At 65.7% G+C, this 18,245-nt stretch carries 17 protein-coding genes; 7 read left to right on the plus strand and 10 right to left on the minus strand.

The genetic code is table 11. The features are described 5' to 3' along the window. Positions 1 to 2 precede the first annotated feature (2 nt). From mhpA to MTY59_RS20265, 3 genes are read right to left on the minus strand one after another with little or no spacing between them, the layout of a single operon-like run. Positions 3 to 1,523 carry a bifunctional 3-(3-hydroxy-phenyl)propionate/3-hydroxycinnamic acid hydroxylase MhpA gene (mhpA, locus tag MTY59_RS20255; protein WP_250160606.1) on the minus strand — a complete coding sequence of 507 codons (1,521 nt, stop codon included), beginning with the start codon at positions 1,521 to 1,523 and terminating at the stop codon, positions 3 to 5. Continuing rightward, positions 1,520 to 2,458 carry a fumarylacetoacetate hydrolase family protein gene (locus MTY59_RS20260; protein WP_221042733.1) on the minus strand — a complete coding sequence of 313 codons (939 nt, stop codon included), beginning with the start codon at positions 2,456 to 2,458 and terminating at the stop codon, positions 1,520 to 1,522. The genes mhpA and MTY59_RS20260 overlap by 4 nt, the downstream gene beginning before the upstream one ends. Beyond that, positions 2,455 to 3,585, minus strand: a complete 1,131-nt coding sequence (locus MTY59_RS20265; RefSeq protein ID WP_221042734.1) for a VOC family protein — start codon at positions 3,583 to 3,585, stop codon at positions 2,455 to 2,457. The genes MTY59_RS20260 and MTY59_RS20265 overlap by 4 nt, the downstream gene beginning before the upstream one ends. A 98-nt stretch (positions 3,586 to 3,683) precedes the next feature. On the opposite strand from MTY59_RS20265, the gene MTY59_RS20270 reads away from it, so the two are divergent. Further along, entirely contained in the window at positions 3,684 to 4,334 is a 651-nt protein-coding gene (locus MTY59_RS20270; RefSeq protein ID WP_221042735.1) for a TetR/AcrR family transcriptional regulator, read from the plus strand. Between the two features lie 56 nt (positions 4,335 to 4,390). Here MTY59_RS20270 and MTY59_RS20275 read toward each other — a convergent pair whose 3' ends face one another. Further along, positions 4,391 to 5,260, minus strand: coding sequence for a pyridoxamine 5'-phosphate oxidase family protein (locus tag MTY59_RS20275; protein ID WP_221042736.1), 870 nt, complete (start codon positions 5,258 to 5,260; stop codon positions 4,391 to 4,393). A 74-nt stretch (positions 5,261 to 5,334) separates the two neighbouring features. Continuing rightward, a complete protein-coding gene (locus MTY59_RS20280; RefSeq protein WP_221046550.1) occupies positions 5,335 to 6,639 on the minus strand; it encodes an acyltransferase family protein in 1,305 nt (434 codons plus the stop codon). 92 nt (positions 6,640 to 6,731) lie between these two features. On the opposite strand from MTY59_RS20280, the gene MTY59_RS20285 reads away from it, so the two are divergent. Beyond that, positions 6,732 to 7,703 (plus strand): aldo/keto reductase, encoded by a 972-nt coding sequence (locus MTY59_RS20285; RefSeq protein ID WP_221042737.1) that lies wholly within the window; start codon positions 6,732 to 6,734, stop codon positions 7,701 to 7,703. 5 nt (positions 7,704 to 7,708) lie between these two features. Here the strand turns inward: MTY59_RS20285 and MTY59_RS20290 are convergent, their stop codons facing one another. From MTY59_RS20290 to MTY59_RS20300, 3 genes are all read right to left on the minus strand, one after another. Further along, positions 7,709 to 8,809 (minus strand): NAD-dependent epimerase/dehydratase family protein, encoded by a 1,101-nt coding sequence (locus MTY59_RS20290; RefSeq protein ID WP_221042738.1) that lies wholly within the window; start codon positions 8,807 to 8,809, stop codon positions 7,709 to 7,711. Positions 8,810 to 8,816: 7 nt separating this feature from the next. Further along, complete coding sequence (locus MTY59_RS20295) at positions 8,817 to 9,335, minus strand: nuclear transport factor 2 family protein (protein ID WP_221042739.1); 519 nt, start codon at positions 9,333 to 9,335, stop codon at positions 8,817 to 8,819. Between the two features lie 62 nt (positions 9,336 to 9,397). Continuing rightward, on the minus strand, positions 9,398 to 10,204 hold the full coding sequence (locus MTY59_RS20300; protein ID WP_221042740.1) for an acyl-CoA thioesterase: 807 nt from the start codon (positions 10,202 to 10,204) through the stop codon (positions 9,398 to 9,400). A 198-nt stretch (positions 10,205 to 10,402) separates the two neighbouring features. On the opposite strand from MTY59_RS20300, the gene MTY59_RS20305 reads away from it, so the two are divergent. The 5 genes from MTY59_RS20305 (at position 10,403) to MTY59_RS20325 (ending at position 14,918) form a co-directional block, all read left to right on the plus strand. Further along, on the plus strand, positions 10,403 to 10,792 hold the full coding sequence (locus MTY59_RS20305) for a DUF1801 domain-containing protein (protein ID WP_221042741.1): 390 nt from the start codon (positions 10,403 to 10,405) through the stop codon (positions 10,790 to 10,792). A gap of 79 nt (positions 10,793 to 10,871) precedes the next feature. Further along, positions 10,872 to 12,101 carry an acyl-CoA dehydrogenase family protein gene (locus MTY59_RS20310; protein WP_221042742.1) on the plus strand — a complete coding sequence of 410 codons (1,230 nt, stop codon included), beginning with the start codon at positions 10,872 to 10,874 and terminating at the stop codon, positions 12,099 to 12,101. Positions 12,102 to 12,114: 13 nt separating this feature from the next. After that, entirely contained in the window at positions 12,115 to 12,981 is an 867-nt protein-coding gene (locus tag MTY59_RS20315; RefSeq protein ID WP_221042743.1) for a hypothetical protein, read from the plus strand. Between the two features lie 133 nt (positions 12,982 to 13,114). Beyond that, complete coding sequence (locus tag MTY59_RS20320; RefSeq protein WP_221042744.1) at positions 13,115 to 14,038, plus strand: TIGR03564 family F420-dependent LLM class oxidoreductase; 924 nt, start codon at positions 13,115 to 13,117, stop codon at positions 14,036 to 14,038. Between the two features lie 97 nt (positions 14,039 to 14,135). Beyond that, positions 14,136 to 14,918: an SDR family oxidoreductase gene (locus tag MTY59_RS20325; RefSeq protein WP_221042745.1), complete on the plus strand. Its 783-nt coding sequence runs from the start codon at positions 14,136 to 14,138 to the stop codon at positions 14,916 to 14,918. On the opposite strand, the gene MTY59_RS20330 is transcribed toward MTY59_RS20325, so the two are convergent. Further along, positions 14,911 to 17,811, minus strand: coding sequence for an MMPL/RND family transporter (locus MTY59_RS20330; protein WP_221042746.1), 2,901 nt, complete (start codon positions 17,809 to 17,811; stop codon positions 14,911 to 14,913). The two genes, MTY59_RS20325 and MTY59_RS20330, sit on opposite strands and share 8 nt — an antisense overlap. Then, entirely contained in the window at positions 17,808 to 18,242 is a 435-nt protein-coding gene (locus MTY59_RS20335) for an MmpS family transport accessory protein (protein ID WP_284145226.1), read from the minus strand. Before MTY59_RS20335 ends, MTY59_RS20330 begins: the two co-directional genes overlap by 4 nt. Between the last annotated feature and the right edge of the window lie 3 nt (positions 18,243 to 18,245).

Below are 18,245 nucleotides of genomic sequence, written 5' to 3' on the forward strand. Positions count from 1 at the left end.
TGTCACTGCGGCTCGCGCAGCACTCCGGTTGTCCACGCGCACAATGCCGCAACATCACGTCCGGCCCGGGCGACGGTCCGGTCGGGGCGCACCACGGCAGCGCGGGCGCGCCCCCGGCGCAACCACGCCGCCAGGTCATCACCGGGTTGGGGGATCAGGACGACGACGCCGCGGCGCCGCAGGGATGCTTCGTCGGTGGCCGACGGACGAACCGTGGTGATCAGCGCGAAATGCGCGCCGAGCTCTTCATCGACGCGCCAGCCATCGCGCAGCAAGGGATTCGGGCAGAGCCTGCCGGTGAGCCGGCCCGAATTGCACACCAGCGCAGAGCGATGCAGCGGCGGCGTGCTGGAATCGACGATCCGGTGGCGTAGGCCCGGGATGAAGCGCAGCCGCGGCAACACCACCCGCCGCGCCGCGTCGCCCGCGCGGCCACCGCCGGTCATCGCCCAGCCGATACCCAACGCGAAGCGGATCATCTGTCGGGTATGTGGCGCGCGCTCCTGCTCGTAGCTGTCCAGAACGTCCGCACCCATGGTGCCGTGATGGACCGCGGCGAGCTTCCACGCCAGGTTCGCCGCGTCCCGAACCCCTGCCCCCATACCTTGACCGATGAACGGGGGAGTGAGGTGCGCCGCGTCGCCGAGAAGGAACACGTTGCCTCGGCGCCACCGGTCGGTGATCTGAGCGCGAAAGGTGTACTCGGCGACGCGCAGCAGGGTCAGCTCGCTGTCGGCCACCGTTGCCGTCCACGGTGCGATCAACGGCCGCACTGCGTCCAATGTGCCGTACTGCTCGGCGTTTTCGTCGGCCAACAGCTGGAATTCCCATCGGTATCGTGCATCTCCGATGCGCATGTAGGTTGCGGCGCGGGCGGGGTCGCAAACCTGATGCACGCCCTCCCACTGGCCCAGATCGGCATCGGTGGCGACATCGAGGACCAGCCAGCGTTGCTCAAAGTTCAAGTCCCGCATCGTGGCATCGATGTGGGCACGCACCATGCTGTTGGCGCCGTCGCATCCCAGCACATAGTCGGTGTCCACGTGGTGCAGGCGGCCGTCGGCACGGTCGGCGAACGTGACGCGGATACCGTCGCTGGCGTCGGTGATCGCGGTGACCTCGGCGTTGCCGCGCAATCGCGCGTTGGGGTAGCGCTCGAGGTTGGCGCGCAGCAGCGTCTCCAGCTCCGGCTGGTCGAACATGTTGGCCGGCGGGAAGCCGTTCGCGACGCGGGATTGGTCGCGGTTGAACTGGGCGAGGACACCGAAATCCGCGGCCAGCAACCGCAACCCGAGCGTGGGCCGGGAGATCGACGCGAAGTCGTCGGCAATGCCAAGGCGGGCGAGGATGCGATAGACCTCGTCGTCCAGGTGCACGGCCCGCGGCTGCGGGTACACGGCGGGCCAACGATCGAGCACCAGGCAATCCACGTCGTGTTGCGCCAGCAGGGTCGCGGCAGTGACGCCGGTCGGTCCGGCGCCGACTATGACAACCGAGCTACGCCGACCGTCTCCGCCGCTCACGCGAATCGTACTGTGGCGCGCTGCGTTCCGAGATCGACAGCACCGTCGTCGGTGCCGATCGATGCCTCCACGATGTCACCGTCGTGCAGGTAGTTCGTGTTGTCCGCCTGGCGTGAGAAGAAGACCTTCCACTTGAGCTTGGGCGGCAACAGGTTCCCGATGATCTGCAGCGGCTTCGGCGGAGCGCTCAATGCGGTTCCGGCCGGGGTCCCGGTGAGTACCAGATCGCCGGGCGCGAGTTCCTGAAACTGGGTCAGTGACTGCAGGGCCTGCAGCGGCCGGTAGAGCATGTCGGGGTCGACGAGCGCGTTCTGGCGCTCGTCGCCGTTGACGCTCAACCGCAGCCGCAGATCGCCGAACCGCTTGAGTTCGTCCGCACTGAGCAGCACCAGCTCCGGGCCCACCGGGGTGAACGTGGGATACGACTTGGCCTCGTAGAACTGGGTTTGCGGAAGTTGGACATCGCGCGCCGAGACGTCGTTGGTGACGACCAGCCCGGCGATGAGGTCGCCGAGGTTGGCATCGGAGATGTTGGTGCCGACCGGGATCGTGCGCCCGATCACCAGGCCGATCTCCACCTCGTAGTCGAGGAGCTTGACGTGTGCCGGTTTGACGATGTCGTCGAACGGGCCGTTGATCGACGCCGACGCCTTGCGAAAGAAGGTCAGTGGAACCGACGACGAATCCATGCCCGCGTCCTTGACGTGCGACTCGAAGTTGGTCATCTGGGCGATCACCCGGCACGGCCTGGTTACCGGCGAGGCCAATCGCAGACCGTCGAGCTTTACGATGTCGGCGCTGTTGGCCGCCGCATCGATAGCGGTCCGGTCGGCCAGCAGCCCGGCGGTGCTGGTGGCGGCGGTGTCGATCTTCGCGGCACCGTTCGGGGTTTTGAGCCACCAGGCGTCGGCGGTGCGCAGGACGGAAACGGTCATGAGGTTGGCACTTTCAGTAGTCCGGCCAGGCGGCCGAAATCGAATTCGTTGCGTGCTCGCAGTGCGGTGGCGATCGAAACTAGTTCGTGTCGAACAGATTTGAGTTCTGTGCCGAGGAAGTCCCTGCTCGCCGCGGGTCCCCATTGGGCCAATCCGGAGGCGGTGAACGGCGCCCATCCGGGTTCGAGCGTGTTGTCGAAGAGGTCGCCGTCGGCGAAGTGCTCGAACAGGTAGCCGTCGGGATCGCGCCAGTAGTCGAAGATCTGGCTGCCCTGAATGTGTCTGCCGATTCCCCAGGACCGGAAATAGCCGCGTTCGCGCAGGTATTCGCCGCCGGCGGCCAGGGCGTCGAGGTCGCTGACCTGATACGCCGAATGGACGTAACGGTTGGCCGGGCCCAGCGCCAACGCGAGCGTGTGATGGTCGGCCGGGGTGAGCCCGCGATCGCAGCGGATGAAGCTCATCGTCGGTCCCCGGTCACGCTGGCCGGGGAAGTACAAGAAGTCGCTGACGATCATCCCCAGGTTGTCCAGGTACCAGTTCAGCGCCTCGCGGTACTTCGTCGACTGCATGACCAGATGGCCCAGACGCAACACGCGGGCCGGCGCCCGTCGCGGACGCTGGGTTTCGTTGAGGCGCTGCGGGGCGGCTCCGAAATTGAGCGAAAGAGGTTGCTGCGCACACAATTCCGGTAGATCGATCATGCCGGCGGCAACGCTGACCGGTGTCCCGCTGGGGTCGACCAGATCGACCGCGATGCCACCGACGGCGTCGGGCAGCGGCCGCGTGAGAGCGTCGTGGGCGTCGGCCAACCTCGACACGTCCGTCTCGTCGCAGGCACGAAACGTCACCCCGGCGAAGCATTGCCTCGGGCCGCGACGAAGGATGAGGCACGGTCCGCCAGGCAATGTGCCACGCAACTGCACTTCGTCCGGGGTGCGCTGGGCCGTCTGAAAACCGAAGGCCCGCGCGAATGCCTCCGCGCGCGTCAGGTCCGGTCGCTCGAACACCAGCCAGGCGATGTCGACGACCTTGATCACGGGGTTGCGCGACCGGCCGGGGTGTTCGCCAGGTAGCGCGCCCTGCGGGCTGTGCGCATCCCGCTGGGCGCTGTTGGTCAAGTTCATCAGCTGTCTCCCACACTAACTGACGAAATCGTCACATGCGAGTTAACGCTCAGTCAAGTTTCTGATGGAATCCTCATAACTGATGCATACTGCTGGAGATGAGCGCGATGCCCGACAGTCAGACGCCCAACCGCTTGGCGCGGCGTAAGCAGCGCACCCGAGCGGCGCTGGTCAGCGCCGCGCAGCGGCTGATCGCCGAGGGCAAGGTCAACGTGCCGGTCTTGGAGATCACCCAGGCCGCCGACGTCGGGATGGGTTCGTTCTACAACCACTTCGACAGCAAGGAGCAGCTGTTCGACGCGGCAGTCGCCGACGTACTCGACGCGTACGGTGCGATGCTGGACCGCCTCACAGAATCCCTCGACGATCCGGCCGAGACGTTCGCCACCAGTTTCCGGCTGACCGGCCGGCTCTTCCGGCGACGCCCGCAGGAGAGCCAGATTTTGTTGGCCAACGGGTTGGCGCTGTTGTCGTCGCCCAACGGGTTGGCGCCACGCGCTCTGCGCGACATCAAAGCCGGCGTCGAGGCCGGCAGGTTCACCGTGGACGATCCCGAACTCGCCCTCGCCATGGCCGGGGGTGCGTTGTTGGGCCTGGGCAATCTATTGCGGGATCAGCCGGACCGCGACGACGCTCACGCCGCCGACACGGTCACCGAAAGCCTTCTTCGGCTGTTCGGGCTCAGCGCCGCTGAGGCACGCGCAGTGTGTCGACGTCCGTTGCTTGACAGCATCTTCGGAGAGGTTTAGCCGTTGGGATCCGACGGCCGAACGCGTTGTGGCTCAAGGCATGTCGATGGGCGTCGCTATTTATGCACGGCCGGACCGGCTAGTGTTGCGACGGCGTCGACCGAGAATGCGACATTCCTGCCAACATCGCCCTCATCACCAGCCGCGCCGGTGGTCCACCGCACGTAAGCGGTCCCACTGATCTGCACAGTGGCGCCGGTATCGAAATCGAGGAACAGCAATGCGGCTCTGTCGTCGACCGCCAGGTTGCCATAACTGTTGAACATGTTGTTCCCCGGGAAATCCGGCCACCACAGCAAATCCGGTGAGTCGACGCGGACAAATCCGGGTGGTCCGCCGCGGTGTGATGCATCGCTACCGCGTGTGGGATGGCTGGTGCCCAAGAAGAACGTGTCGGACGTTGCGATCATTGCTCGATCGGAGGGACCGAGAACCGTTGCGCGTCCCGGGCGTTTCGAAGGAGGGGCGGCAAGGCTAGCGACATCAATCGCGCGGCGGTGAATGTACTTGGGGCAATTGCCGTACGACTGGTCGACGCGGACGGTCATGCCGTTGTGGTCAGCACCGACAAGTTCGCCGTTTATCCGTAGCCTGCGGCGGGTGGCGAAGTCGATGGCGATCAGTCCGACTTGCTGACCGGTCTGAATCTCATGCAGGGGATCCCCGTCACGGGGAGCGGCAGACACGTGCAACACACCTTCTTGACCGCGGAGAAAACCTGGTGGCGCGGCCAACGGCGAGACCCACAGGAGGCCGTCGTGGTCGCGTCCGGTCAGCGCGGCGAACCGCTGCGACGCGAGAAAGCTTGCGGCGCCTCGGGACAGATCCGACGAGTCAAGCATGCTCTCGAGCCGCCCGGCCTCGGCTTCGACACCCGCTCGGCGCTGCACTGCGAGTTCTCCCTCGTGGAATCCCGTCGCGGTCATACCCGTCGTAACAACCTCACCGGCGCAATGCTTCCTCGCGGTACGGGCGAGCCCAGAGGCTGTCAACGCCAGGGTCAGGCCGCTCCCGGCTGCCGAGTGGGGCGAAACGCCGCCAATAGCGCTCCGGCCGCGAAGACCGCGGCGGTCAGCCACGGAAAACGCCCGTCGGGGGCGAAGCCCTCGGCGGCAATCATGGACAGCGCGTAGGCCGCCATCGCGGCACCGGCCAGCATCACCGGCTCCACCCAGCGCTCGGTCAGCGGGACACCGAGCAGGGGCAGGGGCGCGGCGAAAAGCCTTCGCGCCCAGAACAGCAGCACCATCTCGACAGCGGTCACGACGCTGAGGATGACCACCCACTCGAGCCGGGCCAGCCACCAGTCCGCGCTACCTTCGGGCGGCTGCGGCAACAGCCCGGCCGGGTAACCGACGATCGCCACGATCACGACGGGAATCATGTGCCACAGGTAGAGGGCCATGATGTTGTTGTTGGCGACGGACAACGCGCGCTCCACGCGGATGGCGCGTAGCGCACGGTTGAGCGCGGGCGCGACCGCCATCGCGATTCCGGTTTGGGCGCATCCGAATGCCAACAGGGCCACGGTCGGTGGTGTCGTGTTGTCGATGGTCTGTCCGGGGACGCCGATCATGCTGACCGGATAAGCCTTGAGCCAAACCAGCAGCGCCAGCGCCACCGCGGAAGCGCCGGCCAATAGCCAGGGTTTGCGGCCGGCCAATGCCCCGCCATGCCAAGCGATCCCGAGCTGATACAGGGTGCCCCAACCCAGCAGATAGTTCACCCAGTTGAGGTGGGGCACGTGCCCGGCGAGCCGGGCGACATCCACCGCCGCGACGGCCAACCCGAGCAGGCCCGGCACCAGCAGTCCCCAACGGCGTTGTGCGGCAATCGCAATCGGTGTCAGCGATACCACCACCAGATACACGGCCAGGAACCACAGGTGCATCGCCACCGCCCAGCCGGCGTACTCGAGCACCGAGCCCGCCACTCCGCAGGCGCCAAGGACCACCACCACCAGCGACACCAGCACGACGTAGACCGCTGTCGGTCCGAGGACCCGCGCCAACCGGTGCTGCACCCAGGTTCGACGCGATACCCCGTCGGCGTCGTGCCGATGGGTCCAGGACACCGCGGCGGCGTAGCCGGCAACCAGGAAGAACGCCGGGACCGCCTGGAAGGGCCACGTCAGCCACTGGGTCCAGGGCAGGTCGACGAGCGGGTTCTGCCGGCCGAATTGCCCGTCGTGGTAGGTCACCGATCCGGCCAGCCAGTGTCCCAGCACGATCAGCACCACGCCCGATACCCGGTAGTAGTCGACCGCCAGATTGCGTGCCGGCCGCGCGGTGTTTGCGCGGTCCATCAGATCGGGGGAAGCTCGACGCGGCACACAGCGCCACGGTACCGTCCGGCACTCAGCGGAGTCTCGCGCAACCGTCGAACAGGAGACAACTCATGAAATTGGCTCAACTCGCCGAATTACAGGTCGGTCGCCTCGGATTGGGCGCGATGGGGATGTCGGTGGCCTATGCCGGCGCGGGCAGTGACGACGCCGAATCGATCCGCACCGTTCATCGCGCCATCGACCTGGGTGTCACGCTGATCGATACCGCCGAGGTCTACGGCCCGTACGTCAACGAGGAACTGTTGGCCCGTGCCCTGCGGGGGCGACGCGATCAAGTAGTCCTGGCAACCAAATTCGGCCTGATTTCGCACACCGGTCGCGACGGCCTCGATAGCAGCCCCGCCAGCATCCGCGTGGCCGTGGATGGTTCGCTGCAACGGTTGGCGACCGACCACATCGATCTGTATTACCAGCACCGTCTCGACCGCCAGACCCCGATCGAGGAGACGGTCGGTGCGCTGGCCGAGCTGGTCGCCGCCGGGAAGATCCGCCACATCGGCCTGTCCGAAGTCGGCGTGGACACGATTCGTCGCGCCCACGCGGTGCACCCACTTACGGCCGTTCAATCGGAGTACTCGCTGTGGACACGCGATCAAGAAGACGAGATCCTGCCGGCGCTGCGCGAGTTGGGGATCGGGTTTGTTGCCTATTCGCCGTTGGGCCGTGGCTTCCTCACCGGCGCCATCCGCTCCACCCAGGAGCTGCCCGATACCGACTACCGCAAGACCAACCCGCGGTTCTTCGACGACAACTTTCAGCACAACCTGCGGTGCGCGGACGAGGTGCGCGACATCAGCGCGGACGTCGGCGCGACGCCGGCCCAGGTCGCCTTGGCCTGGCTACTCGCGAAAGGCCCTGACATCGTGCCTATTCCGGGTACCAAGCGTGTCACGCGTCTGGGAGAAAACGTCGGTGCCGACGCGGTGGAACTCAGTGCCGACCAACTGGCCAGACTCGATGGACTCACCCCGCCCGTCGGAGGGCATCACGCCGAAGCGCAAATGGCCTGGATCGACCGCTAGCCCCGCTAGTCGACGGTCGCCAATGCCGCTGTGCCGTACTTCTTTTCGATCAGCGTCCACGGGTCGGCGTAGGGGCCGCGTCCCTCGAGCCGGCGCTGAACGATCAAAACCGCACGCAACGCCGGCCGCAGCACCGGGGCAAGCACCCGCAGCAGCAGGCGCAGGTGGCCCTGCGATTCGGCAACCCACGCCATCGTCTGGCTCCAGTCGTGCTCCTGGAAGTCCAGCAGCGCCTGCGCTTCGGTGGTGTCGTACCAGCCGGTGAAACTCCAGCCTCGGTCATCGGCCGGGTCGCCGGGCAGGCTGGTCGACGGGCCCAGCGAGCCCAGGCCGACGGCCCGCATCAGGCTGTCTTCGAGCCCGCGCTGCGTCAGCACGTAGGACTCGTTGCCGCCGATGAGCACGACTCTGCCGGAAATGGTCGCCTCGCGATCGACCCCGTTGGCGAAGGCCAGCGCCACGTCGCGCGCGTCCACCGCATGCATGCGGTTGTCACCCGGCATCGACCGCATCAGCAGCAGGGAATCGCCGTTGACGGTCGAGTGGGTGTCCGGCGAGATGACGCCGCCCAGCCGCAAGAGCGCGTACGGCAGTCCGCTGCCACGGATGGCCGCCTCGGCGAGCACTTTGTCCTGGCCATATTGATCGATGGGGTTCACCGGGGTGTCCGGGGTGATGCGCTCGGGCTGACGGTAGGGGTTGCGCGATCCGTATACCGCGGCGCTGGAGGCCATCAGGAACAGTGGCGGGCGCGGGAGCGCCGAGCAGGCAGCCAAAAGATTCTCGGTCCCACCGACATTGACGCGCCGGGCCAGCGCGGGGTTGCGGTACGAAAGCGGGGAGACGACGGCGGCCAGGTGAACGACCGCGCCGGGGTTGTGAGCGGCGACGAGCTCGCTCACCGCCTCGGCGTCCAGAAGATCGGTGTACGCGGGAACCAGCGTCCCCGGCTGTCCGCCGGCGGCGAGTTCTTTTTCGGCGGCGACGGTGTTGTCGTTGCGCAGGTCCATCGCGACGACGGTCCGTCCCCGCTGCAGCAGGATCTGCGTGCAGCGCTTACCGATTTGCCCGAATGCGCCGGTGACCAACACGGTGTCGACTGTCATGGATGCGTCACCGATCCATCAGCCGGGCGGCGATCCGGCCGATCGCCGTGCGGACCCGGGGCGAAATGTAGATCGAGAAGAACGGCGTCACGATGTCCTCGCGGAGTCGAGTTAGCTTGGAGCTCTTAATAAGCCACTGGCCGGCGATGCTCTCGTAGGTCTCGTGGTAGTGGCCGTAGCCGACCAAGGTTACCCCGGGCCCGAATCGGACCACGTCTTGCAGCGCCCATGTTCCGCGCGCCGTCGTCGCCGAGGTGAGCTCGATTTCGGGTGTGTGCACCTGGTGGGCGGTGGGCTGCGTCGGGCGGCCAAGGGCCCGGCGGGTGAACGCCACGAAATCGTCGGCGCCGGCGATCACCTTGCCGCCGGCTTCCGACGTGTCGCTGACGAAGTCGTCGGCGAAGATCGTCCGCCATGCCACCCAGTCCTTGGTGTCCAGGTACCGGCAGTAGCGGGCTTTGAGCTGCTTGATGGATTCGATCGCCGGCAGCGTCTCGGCCGCCAGGCCCTCCGCGTGCTCTGTCATTGCGGCTCGATTCTTTCGGTAAGCGTCCCGGCGTGACGTTTCACTGGCGAAGTGTAAACCCGTCACCCTTTGAAGTAGACGATCTGATGTGTGGTGGCCAGCAGCCCGCCGTCGGCGGTCCACACTTTCGCGCTCTGGTCGAAATAGCCGCGGGAAAAGCGGTTCGCGTGCGCGGTGGCCAGCACGAAGTCGTCGTGAAGGGCGTCGAGCTGAGGCTGATCGGCGTGGAAATACATGGTCAGGGAGATGGTCCCGGACGGGACGAAGCCGCCGCGGCGCAGGAACACCCGCGGGTAGAAGATGTCGCACAACGCGGCGAGGGCGGGATAGTCGACCGGGCGTCCCGCGCCGTCGCGGACCCACAAGGTAGAGGTCGACGACGGGCTCGGATCCCCGCCTTTGCCGGGCATCGCGCCCTCGACGTATCGGGTGTCGTAGCGGCTGGTCCATCGAACGAGGCCCGGATCGACCGCAGGCACCTGTTCGGGCGCCGGCGCACTCGGCGGGTGGCTCTCCGTGTCGGCCCAACTCTCGCGCCGTACCGCGAAGATCGCGGTTGCGGTCGTCTTGACCACCTCCTCCTGCCTGAGCTCGACGATCCAGTGCTGATTGGTCCGGTTGGTGCGCGCGGCCCGCAGCGTGATGTCGAAGTCGCCGTCGGCGATGGGAGCGGCGTAGTTGACGGTCAGGGCCAGCGGTTCCCCGATGCGATCGGGGTGTGCCTCGACGGCGCGCAGCAGGACGGCGGCGGTGATCCCTCCGAACGGTCCGACCATGTTGGCCCACTCCGGGTGCGTGCGGCCGCGCCTGACGTCCGCGCCGATCGACTCGAGCTGGAGGGCTTCGTCGAAGGGATGTGTATCGGTCATGGAGGCTCCTTGTTCGCCAGGGCGGGCAGCGGCCATACGGCCGGGCCGCGCATCGTCACACGCCCTGGCACGAGTCGACCGCAGATTACTTGCCGGCGGCCTCGCGGCCGGACACTGGGTGTTGGCGTGTGGGCGTGGCGAACACCATCGATTGATGTACGGTCCGGCGAGCGACAACCTCACCGAAAGCGAGCCACGATGGCGAACCCCAAGGACGACGCCGCAGCAAAGTCTCCCGCTGAACTGATCGACGGCAGGATCAAGGAGTTGGGGGATTGGCGCGGTGAGATGCTCGCGCGCATCAGGCAACTGATCAAGAAGGCCGACCCCGAGGTGATCGAAGAGTGGAAGTGGCGGGGCGTTCCCACCTGGTATCACGACGGGATGATCTGCACCGGCGAGACGTACAAGAACGTCGTGAAGATGACGTTCACCAAGGGCGCGTCGCTGCAGGATCCCGCGGGCCTGTTCAACTCCAGCCTGGACGGAAACACCAGGCGCGCGATTGACTTCCACGAGGGCGACAAGATCGATGAGAAGGCTTTGACGGCCCTCATTCGCGCCGCGGTGACGTTGAACCGCTCCTGAGGCGCCAACCTGTACACCCGTGGGGCGGTGCTGTACAGTCGCCCAGCACAAGGTCGACGCTCGAACGGGAGGCCAGCCGGTGACTTCCGAGTCGGTCGCAGAATTTCGGAGCCGGGCCAGGGCCTGGCTGGCCGCGACCATGCCACGACTCGATCCGGCCAAGGCGGCCCAGCTGGAGCGCGATGAGTTGCCGTCCTGGCATCGGGCTCGCGAACTGCAAAAGCTGCTGTGGGAGGGCGGATTCGCCGGGATCTGCTTCCCGCGCGAGTATGGCGGCCTCGGACTGAGCTACGAATACAAAAAGGCGTTCGACGTCGAGTCCCAGGAGTATGAGACTCCGCTCCTGCTCAACGTCCCGTCGTTCGCCATCTGCTGCGCAACGATTCTCGACATGGGCAGCGCGGAGCAGAAGCGTACGCACATTGCCGCCGCGTTGCGCGGCGACGAGGTGCTGGTGCAATTACTGTCCGAGCCCAACGGGGGATCGGATCTGGCGGGCGTCATCACCCGCGCCGAGCGGCGGGACGGACGATGGATCATCAACGGCGCCAAGACATGGAGCACGTGGGCGTTCGCCGCCGACTATGGCCTGTGCCTGGCCAGGACCAACTGGGACGTGCCCAAACACGATGGGCTGACGATGTTCCTGGTGCCGCTGCACCATCCCGGCGTCACCATCAACCGCATAAAGCAGGTCAACGGCTCCATCGAATTCTGCGAAGAGTTCTTTGACGACGTCGACGTGGGCGACGACGCGGTGGTGGGTGAACCGGGCAAGGGATGGGACGTCGCGTCACGGCAGCTGTACCACGAGCGGCGCACGATGGGGGACGGCTCGGAGTACACCAGCGGGCCGGGAATCGCTGAGGCCCACGACGTTTCGGTCGACCTGGTATCGCTGCTCGAAAAGACCAATCAGGCTGGGAACCGACGACTCGAGGAGATGGTCGGCCGCGCGCTGGTACACCGGGCCGTGCATGGCCAACTCAGTGAACACGTCTTCCACGCCGTGGCCGGCGGATCGCTTCCGCCCGCCGCCGGGTCGATCATCCGGCTGTACATGGCCGAGGTGCACGACGTCGAGACCGACACCGCGCTGGCCGTGGCGGGCCCGGCGGCGGTGGTTGACGACGACGGCGGGTTGGTCGATATCGGGACGCGCTATCTGGGCCGCCAGACCGCCAGCATCGGCGGCGGTACCACCGAGATGGCGCGCAATGTGATCGGCGAGCGGGTGCTGAACTTCCCGCGCGAGCGTGCCGACGACCGCGGTGTGCCTTTCAATCAGGTGCGCCACGGCAAAAGCTAAGGAGGCGAACGAATTGAGCGGCCAACTTCGTGACATCCGAGAGCTGATGGGAGACTCCGACGCCTACCGCGACGAACTGTACCGGCGTTGGACGGGCCTGCTGAGTTACCGCTACATCGGTCGCAAACATTCGTCAATGAACCTGGGAGAGACCGACGACACCGTCACCATCCGCCGCGACATGCGCAACGACGCGGGCGGAATCATGGTGGCGCCATTGGCCATTTCCTCCCCGGAGGGTTGCCAGACCGACATGGTCGCCGTGCCCAATCCGGTCATCGCGTCGGTGCAGATCGTCGATCCCGGCTACGACGTCGAGAGGATCGAGATCGTCGGGTCGGGCATCGTGCACCAGGGCCGCACCATGGGCTACGGGCGCTGCACCATCGTCGACGCCGACAACCCCACTCGGGTGATCGCCTTCAACGAGGGGCAGGGCGCGATCATCGGCGTCCCGCCGGAAGGCCTGGACCGCATGGATGTTTCGGGGACCGAACTGGTGGTCGAGGACTCTCCCGATTTGCCGCCGATGTGGCAGGCCTTCGGTGCCAGCCGTCGGGGCGACGGCCACTGGATACTGCCCGAGCTCAGCACCGAACTCGCGTCGCCGGATGCCGCGCTGCACATCGGGCCTCAGCACGTTGTCCTCGAAACCGCGGCGATCGATCTCGCCGCCGAGGTCGCCGGGACCAAGAAGCTGCAGGTCGTCAGCTGGCATGTGATGTTCATGTCGCGCGGGAAGGTGGGGCCGTTCCGGGTCGAGGGCACCGCCCATTCGGGCGGACCCGGGCGCGTCGGCGTGCGCATGCTCCTGCATGACGAGGGCAACGCCGACAAGGCCGTCACCTCGGCCGCCGCGGTCTTTGACATCGTCGGCTGAGCCCGGGTTCGCCGGCCGCCGCCGCCACTGTCGCGATTGCGGCCGCCGCTTGAGAGCATGATGGGGAAAGCCTGGCGGGACAGCGGACGACGACGTTCCACCGCGGAAGGCGACGCAGAGGAGCGTGGTGGTCATGCAGGTCAGTATGTTCGGGCAACTCAGCGGGTCTGGCGATGCATCGCCGATCGACGCGACCATCGCAAACCTCGCGATGCTTCGCGATGAAGGCTTCAAACGCGTGTGGATGAGTCAATTGCCCTACGAGCCAGACCTTCTCACGGTCCTGGCCATCGCCTTGCACGAGGTCGACACAATTGAGGCGGCCAGCGGCGTGGTGCCCATCCAAAATCAGCATCCGATGCAGATGGCGCAGCGCGCCCTCACGCTCAGCCTCGCCTCGGGTGGCCGGTTCACGCTCGGGCTCGGCATGACCCACCAGGCGGTCACCGAGGGGATGTGGGGCATCCCGTGGGACAAGCCGGTGCGCAGGCTGAACGAATACCTCGACGGGCTGCTGCCCCTGCTGGCCGGTGAACGCGCCGATGCGGCAGGGGAGACGGTGACCACTCGGGGTGCGCTGATGATTGCAGGGGCGCCGCGGCCCGACGTCTACATCGCGGCGCTGGGTCCCCAAATGCTGAAGCTCGCGGGGCGGCGCACGTCGGGCACCTGCACCTGGATGACCGGCCCCACGACGCTGGCCGGGCACGTCGCGCCGACGCTGCGCCAGGCCGCCGCCGATGCCGGACGTGAGGGTCAGGTGCGCGTCGCGGCGTCGTTGCCCGTCAGCGTCACCGACGACGTCGACGCCGCCCGCAAACAGGCGGCCGAACAGTTCGCCATCTACGGCCAGCTGCCGTCGTACCGCGCGATGCTCGACCGCGAGGGCTACGCGGGGCCGGAGGATGCCGCGATCATCGGTGACGAGGACACGGTCCGCGGCCGGCTCGACGAACTGCGTGCCGCGGGTGTCGACGAGTACGTCGCGGCGGCATTCGATCCATCGCCGGAGGGCCGGGCGCGCACGCGGGCGCTGCTGCGGGCGTACGACTCCTGACCCGAAGAGATCGTCCCGCCCAGTCCTTTTGGCTATGGCCATACATAGCCTCCGGTACGTATGGTGCATAGACGTACTCACACGACAGGAGAACGCAGTGGCAGGACGGTTGGCGGGCAAGGTCGCCCTCATCAGTGGGGGTGCCCGGGGGATGGGCGCATCGCACGTGCGGTCGCTGGTCGCCGAAGGGGCCAGGGTGGTGTTCGGCGACATCCTCGACGACGAGGGCAAGGCGGTGGCGGCGGAGGTCGGTGACGCAGCCCGCTACCTGCACCTCGACGTCACCAAGCCCGAGGACTGGGATGCGGCGGTGGCCACCGCCCTGGGCGAGTTCGGCCGCATCGACGTGCTGGTCAACAACGCCGGCATCATCAACATCGGCACGCTGGAGGATTACGCGCTCTCGGAATGGCAGCGCATCCTCGACATCAACCTGACGGGTGTGTTTCTCGGCATCCGCGCCGTGGTCAAGCCCATGAAGGAAGCGGGCCGGGGATCGATCATCAACATCTCCTCGATCGAAGGCATGGCCGGCACCATCGCCTGCCACGGCTACACCGCAACCAAATTCGCCGTCCGGGGACTCACCAAGTCGGCCGCGCTCGAACTGGGCCCAAGCGGAATCCGGGTCAACTCAATCCATCCCGGGCTCATCAAGACCCCGATGACCGATTGGGTTCCCGACGACATCTTCCAGACCGCGCTGGGCCGCGCGGCCCAACCGGTGGAGGTCTCCAACCTCGTGGTCTATCTGGCCAGCGACGAGTCCAGCTATTCCACCGGCTCGGAGTTCGTCGTCGACGGCGGCACCACCGCCGGCCTGGGACACAAGGACTTCTCCAACGTCGAGACCGACGCGCAGCCGGACTGGGTTACGTAGCGGCGCCTACCGATTCGCGTTCCTTCGCCGGCTGGGGCCAGGGCGACGGAACCGGGCGCTGACGGACCCGTTGCGGCCACCAGAACCACTTACCCAGCAGCGCGGCAATCGACGGCGTCATCAACGACCGCACGACCAGGGTGTCGAACAGCAGACCCAATCCGATCGTGGTGCCGACCTGTCCGATCACCGTCAGCTCGCTGACCGCCATCGTCATCATCGTGAAAGCGAACACCAGCCCCGCCGACGTCACCACCGAACCGGTGCCGCCCATCGACCGGATGATCCCGGTGTTCAGGCCGGCGTGGATCTCCTCCTTGAACCGCGCCACCAGCAGCAGGTTGTAGTCGGCGCCGACCGCCAGCAGGATGATGACCGACATCGCCAGCACCATCCAGTGCAGCTCGATGCCGATCAGGTGCTGCCAAATCAGTACCGAAAGCCCGAAGGACGCGCCCAGCGAGAGCAAGACGGTTCCCACGATGACCGCCGATGCCACTACACCTCGGGTGATGATCAGCATGATGATGAAAATCAGACACAGCGAGGCGATTCCGGCGATCAACAGGTCATACGTGTTGCCGTCGCTGAGGTCTTTGTACATGGATGCGGTGCCGGCCAAATAGATCTTCGAGCCCTCCAGCGGCGTGCCCTTCAACGCTTCGTAGGCGGCCTTCTTGATCAAGGGGATGTGCGAAATGCCTTCGGCCGACATCGGATCGCCGTCATGGCTGATGATGAAGCGCACGGCATGCCCGTCGGGGGAGATGAAGTTCTTCATGCCCTTTTTAAACTCGGCATTATTGAACGTTTCCGGGGGCAGGTAAAACGAGTCGTCGTTCTTGGAGGCATCGAACGCCTTGCCCATCGCGTTGGAGTTCTTCTGCGCCTCCTTCTGCTGATCCTGCAGACCCTTCTGGGTCGAATACATGGTCAGCATCGTCGTTTTCATGGCCTTCATGTTTTCGATCATGGAAGGCATCAGCGCCACCATCTGGGGCATCAGGGTGTCGAGATGATCCATGATCGGCAGCAGGCTCTCGATGTCGTCGGTCATCGTGTCTATGCCGTCGAGGCCGTCGAAGACCGAGCGAAGTGACCAGCACACCGGGATGTCGTAGCAGTGCTTTTCCCAGTACAGATAGCTGCGGATCGGGCGGAAGAAGTCCTCGAAATCCGCCATGTGGTCGCGCAATTCGTTGATGTCGATGGTCATGTCGTGCATCTTTTTGACCATCTGGTGCATGTCATTGGTCATTTGCGCCGTGATGCTCGACATCTTCTGCATGCTGTCGATGGTCGTCTGCATCATGTCGGCCTGATGCAGCATGTCGGCCATCTGATCTTCCTGGTACTTCTGGTTCATCTGCTGGGTGACGCCCTGCATGCTGATCTGGAAGGGGATCGAGGTGTGCTCGATCGGCGTGCCCTGCGGACGGGTGATGGCCTGCACGCGGCCGATTCCCGGTACCCGGAAGACCGTCTTCGCGATCTTGTCGATCACCAGAAAGTCCGCCGAGTTCCGCAGATCGTGATCGCTTTCGATCATCAACACTTCCGGATTCATCCGGGCCTGGGAGAAGTGCCGGTCCGCTGCGGCGTAGCCCTCGTTGGCGGGCAGATCCGCTGGTAGATAGTTGCGGTCGTTGTAATTGGTGCGATAGCCCGGCAGCGTCAGCAAGCCGACCAGTGCGACCCCGATCGTCATCACCAGGATCGGGCCGGGCCAGCGGACGACGAGCGCGCCGACCTTGCGCCACCCGCGAATCCGTTGCGTCCGTTTGGGTTCAAGTGTCTTGCCGAAGCGCGTCGCCACCGCGATGACGGCGGCGCCGAGCGTCAGTGCCGCCGCGACCACCACCACCATGCCGATGGCCAGCGGGATACCCAGCGTCTGGAAATAGGGCAGGTTGGTGAAGTGCAGGCAGAATGTCGCGCCAGCGATGGTCATACCCGACCCGAGCACCACGTGCGCGGTGCCCTTGTACATGGTGTAGTACGCTTCTTCGCGGGTCTCGCCGATAGCGCGGGCTTCCTGATATCGGCCTATCAAGAAGATCGCGTAGTCGGTGGCGGCCGCGATTCCCAACGTGACCAACAGGTTTGTGGCGAATGTCGAGAGCCCGATGAGGTTGAAGTAGCCGAGGAACGCCACCATGCCGCGCGCGGCCGACAACTCGAGCACCACCATCACCAGCGTCAGCAGCACCGTGACGATGGACCGATAGACCAACAGCAGCATGCCGATGATCACGGTGAACGTGGCCAGTGTGATGAGTTGCAGGCTGCGGTCGCCGGCCTCGTGCTGGTCAGCCGACAACGCCGCCGGGCCGGTGACGTAGGTCTTGACCCCCTTGGGTGTCGGCACACTCTTGACGATGTTCTGGACGGATTCGACCGACTCGTTGGCCAAGGCCTCACCCTGGTTACCCGCCAGGTAGACCTGAACGTAGGCGGCCTTGCCGTCGTTGCTTTGCGCGCCCGCCCCGGTCAGTGGATCGCTCCACATATCCTGAACGTGTTCAACGTGTTTGGTGTCGGTGTCGAGCTTGCGGACGATCTGGTCGTAGTAGGCGTGCGCGTCGGCGCCCAGGGGATTCTGCCCCTCGAGGACGATCATCACCGAGCTGTTGGACTTGTACTCGTTGAATATCGCGCCCATGCGCTTGGTCGCGACCACCGACTGCGCATCCTCGGGTGCCATTGACACCGAACGCATCTTGCCGACCTCGTCCAGCTGGGGTACAGCGACATTGAGCACCGCGATGATCGCAATCCAGCCCAGGATGATCGGCACGGCGAGCGTTCGGATGATCCGCGGGATCTTGTCATGCACGGGTTCTTTGACGACGGGGATGGCGTCGGTGCGGGTGTCGTCGACTGTTGTGCTCATGCGGATTTCACCAAGCAGAATGTCAGGGCGTGCACTCCGTGGGTGATGTTCTCGGCCTTGACTTCGTCATCGATCGTGATGCGGCAGCCGAGGGAATTGCCATCGCTTTGTGCCGAAAGGTTCGGGAACACCGAGGGGGCGGTGGTACTGAGGACCAGCGTCCACGGCAGCGGCGCGCCGTCGACCCGCCTCGGATCGGCGGACAGGTCCAAGTAGTTCACGTTGGCCTGGCTGGCCGAGCCGAAGACCTCGTATTTGACGACCTTGGGCTTGAACGGCTTCGAGTCATCGAGCCGCGGGCTGCTCAAAATGCCGGTGTCGTGGGCACCGAAAAAAGATTTCACCCTGACGACCGCAAAGCCGCCGACCACCACGACCGCCACGATCAACAGCGGCAACCAGGCGTTGCGCACAAGTCTGGATATCTGCACCTA

The organism is Mycobacterium senriense, assembly GCF_019668465.1.
Taxonomy (GTDB): domain Bacteria; phylum Actinomycetota; class Actinomycetes; order Mycobacteriales; family Mycobacteriaceae; genus Mycobacterium; species Mycobacterium senriense.

What these genes read in the sequence shown, in the direction of transcription:
- MTY59_RS20290 (WP_221042738.1), bottom strand. Translation starts at nt 8,809, where the DNA reads ATGACAGTCGACACCGTGTTGGTCACCGGCGCATTCGGGCAAATCGGT.
- MTY59_RS20280 (WP_221046550.1), bottom strand. Translation starts at nt 6,639, where the DNA reads ATGGACCGCGCAAACACCGCGCGGCCGGCACGCAATCTGGCGGTCGAC.
- MTY59_RS20275 (WP_221042736.1), bottom strand. Translation starts at nt 5,260, where the DNA reads ATGACCGCGACGGGATTCCACGAGGGAGAACTCGCAGTGCAGCGCCGA.
- MTY59_RS20300 (WP_221042740.1), bottom strand. Translation starts at nt 10,204, where the DNA reads ATGACCGATACACATCCCTTCGACGAAGCCCTCCAGCTCGAGTCGATC.
- MTY59_RS20320 (WP_221042744.1), top strand. Translation starts at nt 13,115, where the DNA reads ATGCAGGTCAGTATGTTCGGGCAACTCAGCGGGTCTGGCGATGCATCG.
- MTY59_RS20265 (WP_221042734.1), bottom strand. Translation starts at nt 3,585, where the DNA reads ATGAACTTGACCAACAGCGCCCAGCGGGATGCGCACAGCCCGCAGGGC.
- MTY59_RS20285 (WP_221042737.1), top strand. Translation starts at nt 6,732, where the DNA reads ATGAAATTGGCTCAACTCGCCGAATTACAGGTCGGTCGCCTCGGATTG.
- MTY59_RS20305 (WP_221042741.1), top strand. Translation starts at nt 10,403, where the DNA reads ATGGCGAACCCCAAGGACGACGCCGCAGCAAAGTCTCCCGCTGAACTG.
- MTY59_RS20270 (WP_221042735.1), top strand. Translation starts at nt 3,684, where the DNA reads ATGAGCGCGATGCCCGACAGTCAGACGCCCAACCGCTTGGCGCGGCGT.
- MTY59_RS20295 (WP_221042739.1), bottom strand. Translation starts at nt 9,335, where the DNA reads ATGACAGAGCACGCGGAGGGCCTGGCGGCCGAGACGCTGCCGGCGATC.
- MTY59_RS20330 (WP_221042746.1), bottom strand. Translation starts at nt 17,811, where the DNA reads ATGAGCACAACAGTCGACGACACCCGCACCGACGCCATCCCCGTCGTC.
- MTY59_RS20260 (WP_221042733.1), bottom strand. Translation starts at nt 2,458, where the DNA reads ATGACCGTTTCCGTCCTGCGCACCGCCGACGCCTGGTGGCTCAAAACC.